Source organism: Virgifigura deserti (assembly GCA_003576685.1).
GTDB lineage: Bacteria > Pseudomonadota > Alphaproteobacteria > Dongiales > Dongiaceae > Virgifigura > Virgifigura deserti.
The window spans coordinates 70,983-84,106 of sequence record QOZR01000009.1; the positions used below are offsets into that span (position 1 = coordinate 70,983).

At 67.1% G+C, this 13,124-nt stretch carries 13 protein-coding genes; 6 read left to right on the forward strand and 7 right to left on the reverse strand.

Annotated features, from left to right (window positions below):
* Window positions 1-123: 123 nt before the first annotated feature.
* From DT069_RS16115 to DT069_RS16125, 3 genes are all read left to right on the forward strand, one after another.
* Window positions 124-1,581, forward strand: a complete 1,458-nt coding sequence (locus DT069_RS16115; protein ID WP_119461496.1) for an AMP nucleosidase — start codon at window positions 124-126, stop codon at window positions 1,579-1,581.
* 124 nt (window positions 1,582-1,705) lie between these two features.
* Window positions 1,706-4,525, forward strand: a complete 2,820-nt coding sequence (locus DT069_RS16120; protein WP_119461497.1) for an ATP-dependent DNA helicase — start codon at window positions 1,706-1,708, stop codon at window positions 4,523-4,525.
* A gap of 143 nt (window positions 4,526-4,668) precedes the next feature.
* Complete coding sequence (locus tag DT069_RS16125) at window positions 4,669-4,842, forward strand: DUF1059 domain-containing protein (RefSeq protein WP_119461343.1); 174 nt, start codon at window positions 4,669-4,671, stop codon at window positions 4,840-4,842.
* A gap of 166 nt (window positions 4,843-5,008) precedes the next feature.
* Here DT069_RS16125 and DT069_RS16130 read toward each other — a convergent pair whose 3' ends face one another.
* The 3 genes from DT069_RS16130 to DT069_RS16140 all read right to left on the reverse strand — a co-directional run bounded on the left by DT069_RS16130 (window position 5,009) and on the right by DT069_RS16140 (window position 6,573).
* Complete coding sequence (locus DT069_RS16130) at window positions 5,009-5,419, reverse strand: DUF2852 domain-containing protein (RefSeq protein WP_119461344.1); 411 nt, start codon at window positions 5,417-5,419, stop codon at window positions 5,009-5,011.
* 93 nt (window positions 5,420-5,512) lie between these two features.
* Window positions 5,513-6,160: a TetR/AcrR family transcriptional regulator gene (locus DT069_RS16135; protein ID WP_119461345.1), complete on the reverse strand. Its 648-nt coding sequence runs from the start codon at window positions 6,158-6,160 to the stop codon at window positions 5,513-5,515.
* A 170-nt stretch (window positions 6,161-6,330) separates the two neighbouring features.
* Complete coding sequence (locus DT069_RS16140; RefSeq protein WP_119461346.1) at window positions 6,331-6,573, reverse strand: hypothetical protein; 243 nt, start codon at window positions 6,571-6,573, stop codon at window positions 6,331-6,333.
* A gap of 223 nt (window positions 6,574-6,796) precedes the next feature.
* Here DT069_RS16140 and DT069_RS16145 point away from each other — a divergent pair, with 223 nt between their 5' ends.
* The gene (locus tag DT069_RS16145) at window positions 6,797-7,201 is read left to right on the forward strand and encodes a tellurite resistance TerB family protein (protein WP_425450326.1); all 405 of its coding nucleotides are present in this window, start codon (window positions 6,797-6,799) and stop codon (window positions 7,199-7,201) included.
* 12 nt (window positions 7,202-7,213) lie between these two features.
* A complete protein-coding gene (locus DT069_RS16150) occupies window positions 7,214-8,134 on the forward strand; it encodes an NAD(P)-dependent oxidoreductase (protein WP_119461348.1) in 921 nt (306 codons plus the stop codon).
* Between the two features lie 60 nt (window positions 8,135-8,194).
* Here DT069_RS16150 and groL read toward each other — a convergent pair whose 3' ends face one another.
* Complete coding sequence (gene groL / locus DT069_RS16155; RefSeq protein WP_119461349.1) at window positions 8,195-9,853, reverse strand: chaperonin GroEL; 1,659 nt, start codon at window positions 9,851-9,853, stop codon at window positions 8,195-8,197.
* 15 nt (window positions 9,854-9,868) lie between these two features.
* Entirely contained in the window at window positions 9,869-10,189 is a 321-nt protein-coding gene (locus DT069_RS16160) for a co-chaperone GroES (protein WP_119461350.1), read from the reverse strand.
* A 249-nt stretch (window positions 10,190-10,438) separates the two neighbouring features.
* Here DT069_RS16160 and DT069_RS16165 point away from each other — a divergent pair, with 249 nt between their 5' ends.
* A complete protein-coding gene (locus tag DT069_RS16165) occupies window positions 10,439-11,089 on the forward strand; it encodes a hypothetical protein (protein WP_119461351.1) in 651 nt (216 codons plus the stop codon).
* A gap of 20 nt (window positions 11,090-11,109) precedes the next feature.
* Here the strand turns inward: DT069_RS16165 and DT069_RS16170 are convergent, their stop codons facing one another.
* Together DT069_RS16170 and DT069_RS16175 are read right to left on the reverse strand one after the other, a co-directional pair.
* The gene (locus DT069_RS16170; RefSeq protein ID WP_119461352.1) at window positions 11,110-12,159 is read right to left on the reverse strand and encodes a hypothetical protein; all 1,050 of its coding nucleotides are present in this window, start codon (window positions 12,157-12,159) and stop codon (window positions 11,110-11,112) included.
* A complete protein-coding gene (locus DT069_RS16175; protein WP_119461353.1) occupies window positions 12,156-13,088 on the reverse strand; it encodes a hypothetical protein in 933 nt (310 codons plus the stop codon). The genes DT069_RS16170 and DT069_RS16175 overlap by 4 nt, the downstream gene beginning before the upstream one ends.
* Between the last annotated feature and the right edge of the window lie 36 nt (window positions 13,089-13,124).

Genomic DNA, 13,124 nt, shown 5'->3' on the forward strand with positions numbered 1-13,124 from the left:
CGGCAATTCGCGGCGGAAGTTAAGGAGAACCGGCCGGAACGTCAACGAAGGTCGCGACGGGCTGGCAGTCGGCCGCACGCTCTGATACTTCAAGACCATTCGAGGGTAAATATGAAGGCGGGAATGCCAGAAGCAGACCACGGCGATGTTCACGATCTCCGGTCCTTCACGGACGCCGAGGCGGCAGTCCGCAGAATTACCGAGATCTACGAAGCCAGCGCGGAGCGGATCCGCAGCCGCTTCGCGCGCTTCAGCGCCGGCGAGCGGGTGGGAAACGATACCTTCGCGGCCTGCTATCCCTATCTCGGGGTCACCGTCGGACAGAACGACCTGGTCTTCGACGCCCGCCCCTCCTACGGGACCCTGCCCTATGCCGGCACCTACGGCACCACGCTGACCCGGCCCGACCTCTTCGCCAGCTATTACCAGGAGCAGATCGAGCTGCTGCTCCGGTACCATAAGGTGCCGGTGTTCGTCGGTGTGAGCGACCGGACGATCCCTCTGCCCTTCGTGGTCGAGGAGGCCACGGCCGATATCAGCGTGGCAGATCTGCGGGCGCTGCAGGATGTGTTCCGGTTCCCGTCCCTGAGCCAAATCGACGATTCCATCGTCAACGGCACCTATGTGTCGCCGCCGGGCGCGCCGCTGCCTTTGGCGCACTTCACCGCGGAGCGCATCGACCTCGCACTCCAGCGGCTGCATCACTACACGGCGACCGACCCGCGCTATTTCCAGCGCTTCGTCCTGTTCACGAACTATCAGCGCTATGTCGACGAGTTTGCCGACTATGGCCGGCGGCAGGTCAGCGAGGACGAGGAATACATCGCCTTCGTCGAGCCGGGTGACGTGACCTCGGAGGCCCGACAACCGGCCGCCCGGCAGTCGCCGGCGCAGCCGCAGATGCCGGCCTTCCATCTTGTTCGCGAGGACGGCCTCGGCATCACCCTCATCAATATCGGCGTCGGCCCGGCCAACGCGAAGACGATCACCGACCATCTCGCCGTCTTGCGGCCCCATTGCTGGATGATGGTCGGCCATTGCGGCGGCCTCCGACGTTCGCAGCAGCTCGGCGATTATGTCCTGGCGCACGCCTATATCCGCGAGGACCATGTCCTGGACGACGATCTGCCGGTCTGGATTCCGGTGCCTCCGATCGCCGAGATCCAGGTGGCGCTGCAGGAGGCCGTGGCCAGCATCACAGGCTTCCATGGCCGCGACCTGAAGATCCGCATGCGCACCGGCACGGTCGCGACCACCGACAACCGCAACTGGGAGCTTCGCTACGACGAACTCTACACGCGCTTCAACCAGTCGCGGGCGATCGCCATCGACATGGAGAGCGCGACCATCGCCGCCAACGGCTTCCGCCTGCGCGTGCCCTACGGCACGCTGCTTTGCGTGTCCGACAAGCCGATGCATGGCGAAATCAAGCTACGCGGCATGGCGAACGCCTTCTATCGCCAGCGCATCAACCAGCATCTCGCCATCGGCCTGGAGGCCATCCGCCTGCTTCGCGAGGCCGGCGTCGACCAGCTCCACTCCCGCAAGCTGCGCAGCTTCGACGAGCCGGCGTTCCGGTGAGTGGCCGGCGGCCTCTGCCTCTGCCTCTGCGACAAGCTCACCCTTCGGCTGGGCTAAGCATGAGGGCCTCACCCTGAGCCAGTCGAAGGGTGAGGCCCGGGCCGCCGCAGTGTATCCTGCCGCGATGACGCGCCCGCACCCTCAGCCCGCCGCCCTGAAGCTGCCCGATGCGCCGGTGCTCGTCACGGGCCTGACGCAGACTGCATGGCTCGATCCGACCGGCGAGATCGAGACGCTTGCGCTCGACGCGGCGGCGGCGCGCGTGAAAGGGCGGCCGCCGATCCTCTGCCATGCTCCGGCGACCGCGCGACGGCTAGGCCTTGAAGGGTTGGCCGGATTCGATCTGCTCGAGTTGTTCGCCTTCGTGCATCCGGCACGGTTCTGTCTGCCGACGCCGCGCGGCCTGGCTCTTGCGCTTGGCCTTCCTGCGCCGATCGGGATCGAAGACGAGGCCGCGACCCTCCATGCGGCGATGCGCGCGCTCCTGACGACGTTGGCCGATCCGGCGGCGGGACGGCCGCGTCGTGATCGGCGGCTTCAAGCCATCGGCGCGGCCATGGCGCGCGGTGGCTGGGCCTGGGGGCCGGCGGTGCTGGCGGCGCTCGGCCACCAATCGGACGGCAAGGTTGAGCGGAGCAACGGCTTCGCGGTCTGGGACGATCTCGAGGAATGGTCGGAGCATGCCCCCGAGCCGCCGCCCGGCAACGTCCCCGTCGAGCCGACAGAAGCGCGCCGCCGGCTGGCCGCGCTGCTGGGCGCCGGTGCCGAGACCCGGCCGCAGCAGGCGGACTACGCCTCGGCGGTCAGCGCCGCCTTCACGCCTCGGGCCGAGATCGGCGCGCCACGGCTGGTTCTGGCGGAGGCCGGCACCGGGGTCGGCAAGACGCTGGGCTATCTGGCGCCGGCGAGCCTGTGGGCGGAGAAGAATGGTGGCGCGGTCTGGATCAGCACCTATACCCGAAATCTGCAGCATCAGATCGACGGCGAGCTGGACCGGCTCTATCCCGACCGAACGGTGAAGGCGCTGAAGGCGGTCGTGCGCAAGGGCCGCGAAAACTATCTCTGCCTGCTGAACCTCGAGGAGGCGGTGCGCGCCCTCCCCACACGGCCGCAGGATGCCGTAGCCCTCGGACTCATGGCGCGCTGGGCTGAGGCGACCCGAGACGGCGACCTGACCGGTGGTGACTTTCCCGGCTGGCTCGCCGACCTGATCGGCCGGGGGCGCAGCCTCGGCCTCGCCGACCGCCGCGGCGAATGCATCCATTCCGCCTGCCCGCACTATCACAAATGCTATATCGAGCGCAGCGTCCGCCGGGCGCGGCGGGCCGAGATCGTTGTCGCCAACCATGCGCTGGTGATGATCCAGGCGGCGCTCGCTGACACGGACGAGACCGACGAGGGCCGGCTGCCGAGCCGCTATGTCTTCGACGAGGGGCACCATGTCTTCGATGCCGCAGACGGCGCCTTCTCCGGCCATCTGAGCGGCCAGGAGACGGCCGAGTTGCGGCGCTGGCTGCTCGGCGCGGAAGGCGGCCGGCAAGGCCGGCTGTTCGCCAGCCGTGCCCGCGGGCTGAAGCGGCGGATCGAGGACTTGGTGACGGGCGAGACAGGGGGCGGGTCCACCGCTGAAGCCGATCTCGCCGAGGCGCTGCGCGCGGCCCGGGCGCTGCCGGGCGAAGCCTGGCATCAGCGTCTTGCCGACGGCGCGCCCGACGGGCCGGCGGAACGGTTCCTCGCCGCCGTGCGGCAGCAGGTCTATGCCCGCGCCCAGGGGGCGACGAGTCCTTACAGCCTGGAGACGGAGACAACCGCGCCGCTGCCGGAGCTGACCGAGGCGGCGACCGCGTTGGACGAGGCGCTCGCCCGCCTGCAACGCCCGATCGCCCGGCTGATCCGCCGGCTGGCCGCGCGGCTCGAGGACGAGGCGGAGACGCTGGACACAACCACGCGGCTACGGATCGAGGCCGTGGTCCGCGGCCTGCGGCGGCGCGGCGAGGTCGAGATCGGCGGCTGGCGCGCCATGCTGCAGGCGCTCGCTACCGAAACGCCGCCCGCCTTTGTCGATTGGTTCTCGGTCGACCGGCTGGACGGGCGCGACATCGATGTCGGCATGCATCGGCACTGGATCGATCCGACGGTGCCCTTCGCCGCGGCGGTCGCAGCGCCGGCGCAGGGGCTGCTGATCACCTCGGCAACGCTGACCGACGGTGGCGGGGAGGACCCCAGCGAGACCGAGGCCTTCTGGACGACGGCAGAGGCACGGACCGGCGCGGTCCACCTGCCGGCGCCGGCGATCCGCGCCCGGGTGCCCTCGCCCTTCGACTATTCAGCGCAGACGCGGGTCTTCGTCGTTACCGACGTACGCAAGGACGATCTGGACCAGGTCGCCGCCGCCTATCGCGCGCTGTTCCTCGCGTCCGGCGGTGGTGCACTCGGCCTGTTCACCGCGATCGCGCGCCTCAGGGGGGTCCATCGCCGAATCGCGCCGGCGCTGGATGCCGCCGGCCTGCCGCTGCTGGCGCAGCATGTCGACGGGCTCGACACCTCGACGCTGGTCGACATCTTCCGGGCCGAGGAGGATGCCTGCCTGCTCGGCACCGACGCGGTGCGCGACGGCGTCGACGTGCCCGGGCGCTCGCTGCGGCTGATCGTCTTCGACCGGGTGCCCTGGCCAAGGCCGGACATCCTGCACCGCGCGCGTAAAGCCGCCTTCGGCGGCCGCGCCTATGACGACCGGCTGACCCGGCTCAAACTCCGCCAGGCCTTCGGCCGGCTGGTCCGCCGCGCCGACGACCGCGGCGCATTCGTGCTGCTCGACCCGATGATGCCGAGCCGCCTCGCCGACGCCTTTCCCGGCGGCGTCGCGGTGAGCCGCGTCGGTCTGGCCGAGGCGGCGGCGGCGGTGCGGGAGTTTCTTCGGGCCAAGCCACACCCAGGCTCATAGGAGAAAGCCGTCAAACCGTCTGTATTTCTCCGCGCCTGTCCGGCCAAGCCGAAGAGAGGCGCTCTTCACCGGAGGATCCGGAAGCCAGATTATAGCTGAGTTCCGTCCTGCCGGTTGCACGCAGTCTCGATGGGGAGACTTTCATGAAGATCCTGGAATGCCGTTCCGTCGTCCCCGGGTGCAACTTCGTCACCCACGGCGAAAGCAAGGAAGAGGTGATGCTGAAGGCGGCCGAGCACGTCCGCTCGGCCCACGACGTGGCGCATATGTCCGAAGAGCTGAGGGCCAAGATTCACGCGGCGATCCGCGAGGAATAAAGGCGCGCAGGAAGAACCGTCTCAGAGATCCGGGATGGGCCTTGTCTTGCCGGTTGCGGTAGTTGCGGGGGGCGGAATTGAACCCGCCCCCCGCAGAATTCGAAGCCTTTCGTGCTCCGACGCTCGTGCTGGTCGGTTCGAGCGTCGGCGCCGCACGGTCGGGCGTCTAGCCCTGAGCCTCCGGCGCCGAGGCGTCCGGACGCCTGCCGCGCTCGGCCATGAACTGGTCGAACTCGCTCTTGTCCTTGGCTTGGCGCAGACGATCGAGAAACGCCTTGAACTCCTGCTCCTCCTCTTCCAGGCGGCGCAGCGTGTCGGCGCGATACTCATCGAAGGCGACATTGCCGCTCGAGCCGGTGAACGCCCCGCCGCACCACCGTCGGGCATTACCCTGCGCACGGTCCGCAACGTTATGCCAGCGGCCCCTGCCGCCGTGATTCCAGCATCCCATTCGTCCACTCCATATCAGATAGCCGAGGATCGCGAGGCCAAGCGGCCAGAAAGTGAGGAACCCCAGGATCACCAAGCCGATCCAGGCGGGCTTCCCCCATTCGTCGATTTTCGCAGCGAACGCCATCACAGCCTCATGTAAATGTTACTTACATTTACATACTTGGCAGCGGCACGCCGCTTGTCAAGACATCCGGACATCATTTCACGCCGGCGATCCTCATCCGGTCGGGTCGCCGCCGAGGCCGAGGCCTTGCAAATAAACCAGAACCCCCGCCTCGAGCAGATCCTCGGACGGCATCGGCAGCTTACGCTGGGCGGCATCGCCGCGCCCGAACAGGGAGGCTATGCCATGGGCCAACGCCCATATATGCAGGCTCATCATCAACGCGGGCGGGCGGCTCCTCTCCGGGAGCTCCGCCCGAAGGGCGTCGGAGGCTTTTCGCAGAACGTTGAAAGCACGGTCCCCTGCCTGGCGGAGGTCGGCGTCCGTATCGGGCGCGACCCCGGACTCGAACATTGCCGAATAGTAGGCAGGCTCCGTTCGCGCGAAGGCGAGATAGGCTCGGCCGACATTGTGCAGGGCGCCCAAGGAATCCGGCCGGCCGTCGTTCCAGGCCTGGGCGAGTTCGGCCTCGAAGCGCTCGAATCCGCGCCGCGCCACATCGGCCAGCAGCGCGTCGCGATCGCGGAAATGCCGGTATGGCGCCGCCGGGCTGACGCCGGCCGCCCGCGCCGCCTCCGCGAAGGTAAACCCGGCCGGGCCCTTCTCGGCGATCAAGTTCAACGCGGCCTTGATCAAGGCCTCCCGCAGATTGCCGTGGTGATAACCGCGGCGCCCCGCCCCGTGACCGTGTTTCCAGCTCATGTGAAGATCTTTTACATCAGCCGCGGCGCCAGCGCAGCCGAAATGCTCGCCGCTCGGCTCGGGACGGACGCGGCAACGCCCTGATGCAGGTGATCTGGGCGGGAAATCGCGAGACGGATCAAAATTCGCCAGCACAGGCGACAGGAAGGAGAGAGACGAGTCCCTTCCTACTATACCCGCGGGTCGCCGCCTTCGGCCATCTCCTCCCGCAGGTCCTCATAGGCCTTCAGGAACAACTCCGCGTCGCGCAAGGTGCGATCGTGGAGGTGCGGGTTCACGCGGATGATGGCCATCACCTTCCTCTCGTCGACGGGGAGGCCGTCGGCCTGCCGCTTCATGGTCAGCCAGCGGGCCGCCAGGCGTTCGACGAGCTGTCTCCGCGTCGCCTGCTTTTCCATCAATTCGTCGATCATCTCATTCTTCCCGCCTGTGCTGCCGTCGCTCGCCCCTTCAAGCGGGCGCCTAGTCCTTTCCATAATATGGTAGGTCTGAACCGGCGGAAAAGGCCGCCCCGCCGGCCCTCCGTTCCACCGCCGCCGCCCGTTGTCCTATCCCCGGGGCCCACCCCCGAGGGCGACCCTTGAGTCCCCTGTCGGCCTCCGCGTAGAGTCCGGCCACCCCTGACTGGAGAGAATGATGATCGATCACCACGCCGCCCTCATCTACACCATGGTCCTGGTTTCGGCCGCGGACCGGAACATGACCGACGCCGAGCTGATCTCGATCGGCGATATCGTCGGCTATCTGCCCGTGTTCCGCGATTTCGATCGGGACAGACTGACCAAGGTCGCGAGCGACTGCGCCGAGCTGTTGAACGGCGAGGACGGTTTGGACACGGTCTTCGACCGGATCAAGGCAGCCCTGCCGGAAAAACTGCGCGAAACCGCCTATGCGATGGCCTGCGACGTGGCGGCGGCGGACGGTGCGGTCACGCAGGAGGAGCTGCGCCTCCTGGAAATCATCCGGGACCGCCTCGCCATCGGTCGCTTGGCGGCCGTCGCCATCGAGCGCGGCGCCCGGGCGCGCCACGCAACCTTGTAAACGGCCCTTCCTATGGACGCTCCTGGGGGCGCCCCGGGGAACGCCCCGCCCCTCGCCGGCCGCAGCATCGGCTTCATCGGCCTCGGGCTAATGGGGCGGCCGATGTGCCGCAATCTCAGTGCCGCCGGGGCGGCGCTGATAGTCCAGAACCGGACACGGGCGATGGCCGAGGCGCTGGCGGCCGAGTTGGGCCGCGTCCAGGTCGTCGACAGCCCTGCCGCAGTCGCGGCGGCAACGGACCTGCTGATCGCGAATCTCGCCGATACTGCGGCCGTCGAGCAGGTTCTGCTGGGCGAGACACCGGCCGGAGTCCTGTCCGGCCTTCGCCCCGGCGCCCTGGTCATCGACATGGGGACCACGGCGGCGGGGGCGACGCGACGGTTCGCCGAGGCCGTTCGGGCGGCCGGCGGCGATTATGTCGACGCGCCGGTTTCAGGCGGCGTCGTCGGCGCCGAAGCGGCGAGCCTGACGATCATGGCGGGCGGCAGCGTCGCGGCGTTCGAGCGGGCGCTGCCCGTCCTGCGGACGCTGGGCGCGAACATCACCCGGTGCGGCGAGGTCGGCGCCGGGCAGGTCGCGAAGATCGCGAACCAGATGATCGTCGGCCTGACCATCGGCGCGGTCGCCGAGGCGCTGGCGCTGGCGCGGCGCGGCGGCGTTGATCCGGCGACGCTGCGCCAGGCGCTCGCCGGCGGCTTCGCCGATTCGCGGATTCTCGCCTTGCATGGAAAGCGCATGGCCGAGGGCAGCTTTACGCCGGGCGGCAAAGTCGTCACCCAGCGGAAGGATATGCAGCTGGCGCTGGACCTCGCCGCGGAGGTCGGGATCGAGCTTCCCGGCGTCGCGCTGAACCGCGAGCTGTGGGACCGGATGATCGAGCAGGGATGGGGCGAGCTCGATCACAGCGCGCTGATCAAGCTGTACGAGGATTAAAAAAGAAAGGGCCGCGCCCGAAGGCGCGGCCCCACGACTGTCGCGATGGAACGGACGGACTTAGAAGTCCATGCCGCCCATACCGCCCATGCCGCCCATTCCGCCCATGTCGCCGCCCGGCATGGCCGGCGACTTCTTCTCGGGCCTTTCGGCGACCATCGCCTCGGTGGTGATCAGCAGGCCGGCGATCGAAGCCGCGTCCTGCAGCGCCGCACGCACGACCTTCGTCGGGTCGATGATGCCCGCCTTCACGAGGTCGGTGTACTCGCCGCTCTGGGCGTCGAAGCCAAAATTGGCGTTCTTGCTCTCGAGCAGCTTGCCGATCACGATCGAGCCGTCGACGCCGGCGTTCTCGGCGATCTGCCGGGCCGGCGCGATCAGGGCCCGCCGGACGATGTCGATGCCGACCTTCTGGTCGGCATTCTCCGGCTGCAGCTTCTCGAGCGCCCGGGAGGCGTAGAGCAGGGCGACGCCGCCGCCGGCGACGATGCCTTCCTCGACCGCGGCGCGGGTCGCATGCATCGCGTCGTCGACCCGGTCCTTGCGCTCCTTCACCTCGACCTCGGTGGCGCCGCCGACCCGGATCACCGCGACGCCGCCGGCCAGCTTGGCCAGCCGCTCCTGCAGCTTCTCGCGGTCATAGTCGGAGGTCGTCTCCTCGACCTGCGCCCGGATCTGGTTGCAGCGGCCCTCGATCTCCTTCTTCTTGCCCGCGCCGTCGACGATCGTCGTCTCTTCCTTGGTGATGACGAGCTTCTTGGCCTTGCCGAGCATGTCGAGGGTGACGTTCTCGAGCTTGATGCCGAGGTCCTCGGACACGACCTGACCGCCGGTCAGGATGGCGATGTCCTCGAGCATCGCCTTGCGGCGATCGCCGAAGCCCGGCGCCTTGACCGCCGCGACCTTCAGGCCGCCGCGCAGCTTGTTGACCACCAGGGTGGCCAGGGCCTCGCCCTCGACGTCCTCGGCGATGATCAGCAGCGGGCGGGTCGACTGCACGACCGCCTCGAGCACCGGCAGCATCGCCTGCAGGCCCGACAGCTTCTTCTCGTGCAGGAGAATATACGGATTCTCCAACTCGACCTGCATCTTCTCGGCGTTGGTGACGAAGTACGGGCTCAAGTAACCGCGGTCGAACTGCATGCCCTCGACCACCTCGAGCTCGGTCTCGAGGCCCTTGGCCTCCTCGACCGTGATCACACCCTCGTTGCCGACCTTCTGCATGGCGCGGGCGATCATGTCGCCGATCTCGCGCTCGCCATTGGCCGAGATCGTGCCGACCTGGGCGACCTCGTCGGAGGTGGAGACCTTCTTGGAGCGCTTCTTCACGTCCTCGACGACGGCCTCGACGGCGAGATCGACGCCGCGCTTCAGGTCCATCGGGTTCATGCCGGCGGCCACCGCCTTGGCGCCCTCGCGGACGATCGCCTGCGCCAGCACGGTCGCCGTCGTCGTGCCGTCACCGGCCAGATCGTTGGTCTTCGAGGCGACCTCGCGGACCATCTGGGCGCCCATGTTCTCGAACTTGTCGGAAAGCTCGATCTCCTTCGCGACGGTCACGCCGTCCTTGGTGATGCGCGGCGCGCCGAAGGCCTTGTCGAGCACGACGTTGCGGCCCTTCGGGCCCAGCGTCACCTTCACCGCATTCGCCAGCGTGTCGATGCCGCGCAGCATCCGATCGCGCGCATCCGGACCGAATCTTACGTCCTTGGAAGCCATATTCCAGAGCCCTCCTTAGGCAGCTTTCTTCTTGGAACGGGCGCTTCCGCCCTCGATCACGCCCATGATGTCCGATTCCTTCATGATCAGGAGATCCTCACCGTCGACGCGCACTTCGGTGCCCGACCACTTGCCGAACAGGACATGGTCGCCCGGCTTCACGTCCAGCGGATGGATCTTGCCGTCCTCGCTGCGCGCGCCGTCGCCCACCGCGATCACTTCGCCTTCCATCGGCTTTTCCTTCGCGGTATCGGGAATGATGATCCCGCCGGCGGACTTTTCGTTCTGCTCTACGCGGCGAACCAGCACGCGGTCATGGAGCGGTCGGAACTTCATTGCAGAACCTCCGTCATTTCCTAAATTGTTAACGTCATCTCCCTTGCTGGTCCGCGCTACCTTAGCACTCTCCAGCATCGAGTGCTGCTCATCTATAGAGTCGGCAATTTTCTGTCAAGGGTTCGGCCTCGATTCGGATGGCAGTTTGACCAGACTCGAGATGCATATCATGATGATTGGAGCAGATATGTAGGGGGCATATTTAGCCGGCCAGGTTCGGCTAACCGTCGTCAAGGGGAGGATATCGTCATGAATCGCTCCGCCTGGGTATTTGCCCTGCTCGTTCCGATCTTTGCCGCCGCGCCGGCGCCCGCACAGGACGCCATCGAGCGATATAATGAGCTCCAACGCGTTCCGGAAATGGTAAACGACCCCGATCCGCTGATGCGGATCGTCAACTTCGAAGCGATAGTCGCCGAGAACGACCAATTGAAGACCGAGGTCGCAATCCAGACCGCCATGGGCATCGATGACGCCCGCCTGCGCGCGCTGGCAACCAAGACCTATTTGTCGACGGTCGGTGACGTGACCTTCGCCTGGACACTGCCCGAGCTGGTGTCGGCCAAGCTGGCGAATGGGCCGGACAAGCTCTCAAAAACCGAAGCCGCCCTCTATGACGACCACCTCAGCAGAAGCGGGCTTGTGCCGGTTCGTTTCTCCGGCATCGACAACGGCAACGCCTTCCAGGTCGAGCAATATGGAGCCATCTTCCAGGCAGCGGAAGGGCGGGTTCTCGGCGATCGGCTGGTTTTCCGTGCAATAGTGCAGTTCCGTGGCGGCACCCGGAAATACTGCAATTTCGATTTCGCCCCGACCGCCGAGCTGACGCTGGAAGGGACGATGAGCTGCGAAGACTACTGGTGGGGAGGGCCGATGGGGATCAAAGCAGAGATGTTCTAGCGATTCGGCCGCAACGCCTGCTACTCCCGCGCCTCGATCCGGATCTGGCCGAGGGCGATTGGCTGGGGGTCGGCCGCCTCAACGAACGTGAGACGCAGCCGTGCCACTGAGCGCGGCGCAAAGGGGCAGGCGAGCGATGCCGAGCCCGTCTTGCCCCGGCAGCTCAGCAGGTAGGTGAGCGGTCCCGCCGCACCGCCGACTTCCACGATAACCCGATCCGTCCCGAGTGCCCGCCCGGATGGCGCCTCGATTGCCAGCCCGGCAATGGTGCGAATCCCGGCCAGACTAACCGAGAGGATGACACGCCGGTCCTCGGCAACGAGTTCCGCAGCGCCGGTTCCGTCGAGGAGATCGCCGATCGCGCCTGCCGCAACGCGCCCGGCCGTCAATACCATGTCGTGGATGAGGGCGGCCTCAATCGGCTCGACTTCGGGCGTCCCTGTACCGAGCGCGGCCATCTTCGCCGCGGCAATGGCATCGAAACGGTAGGCGAGCCCGATCCCCTCCTCCACGTAATAGAGCATGGCCAGAGGGCGTCCCTCGCTGAACACCACGCCGCCGCTCATACCCTCTTTCAGGTTCTCGGCGCCGGCCACGGGGGCGATGGCCAGCACAGCCCCGCCATACTCGTCCCGCGCCGCGGCGACGCGCTCGACCCGGATCGCCTGCTGGTCGACCGGCGTAGCGATCGAGAGGATTCCGTCCTGCATCCGCGCGAGAAGATGATCGAGCGACTGGTTCGACAGGCGCGACAGCGAGCACCCGTCGGCGCTCACCGTCGGACTCGCCTCGAGGAATGCTAGATCGATCGTCTCATCCGGAGGCGCGACCGGTCGGCTCGTTGCCGAGCGTCGCCCGGTGCGTTCGATCATGTCGGGCGCGGCCAGCGCGCCGTCATCGCGCCTCAGAACGTGCCGGGGCGTGGCGATGCGGCAGGTTCCATCGAAATCCAGGAACAGCCAGCCTAGCCCGATACGGCTGCCGTCGGTTAGCATAACCGTCTCGGCCCGGACGGATCCGCCAAGCGCCAGCAGGGCTGCGATGGCAAGAACCAAGGCCGACGACTTCACGCTTCCGCTCGCTGTCTGGCGTCTGCGGTCCGCTCCTTGTCGGGCTCGCCTGACTTGGCGCCGGCGCCTTGCAGCGCTGTGGAGACTGGATCGGGCTTCTCGCGTTCCCGCTCGTCGGCGGCCAGTGAGACGAGGCCGATCATGATCGGCAGCAGGAGCACGAGGATCAGGATGTAGGCGCTGAGCCGCAGCACGTTCGGGTCGTTCAGGATCTGCGTGAAGGTGCCGATCTCGATCCGGATCGGATCGGTTCCAGATCCCGGCGGATGGACGTTGATCTGCTCCGCCGCGGTGCTGACCGCGACGTCCAGGGGCTCCCCCGACGTGACGGTGGCGAATCCGACGAGCGCCGTTCGCGGGTCGGAAGCCGCGCCGAGCATGGTGTCGAGTTCGCTGCCGGCCGGCAACAGGATCGGTTCTGAAAAAGCGGGGTACAGCGCCCCGCCCGCGCTGAAGCTGGGTAAGGGGATCGACAGGGTCCGTCCGTAGACGTTCAGCGAGCCGCTGAGCAGGAGATAGCTCCAGCCCTCAAACCTTTGGCTGAGCCTGTCACCCAACCTACCGGGGCCGAAGACCGGCAGCCGCATCCCCTGGGCCGACCCGCAGCCCTCTGCGACAAGGGCAATCGCCTTTTCTTCATCGGCGGCATCGCGCCGTGCTTGCGAGCCGATCCGGCGATAGTTTTCGACTTCGATAACCAGCGGTTCATCGCGGCGACTCGTATAAGTGACGAGGCTGCCGAGTGCCGGTTCGATCTCTTTCCGGCCGCAGGCTATCGGGCCGGCGGCCTCCGTGCTCAGCCGCATGTTGTCGACGGAGATTACGGCCTGTTCAGCATTGGAAACGCGGAACTCGATCTTTTCGACCTGTGCATTGATGATGCTGAGCGTCGGGACACGACCGAGAAACAACAGGCCCCCGATAGCCATGAACGTGAGAACGAGCGATAGCAGAAACGCTACAGC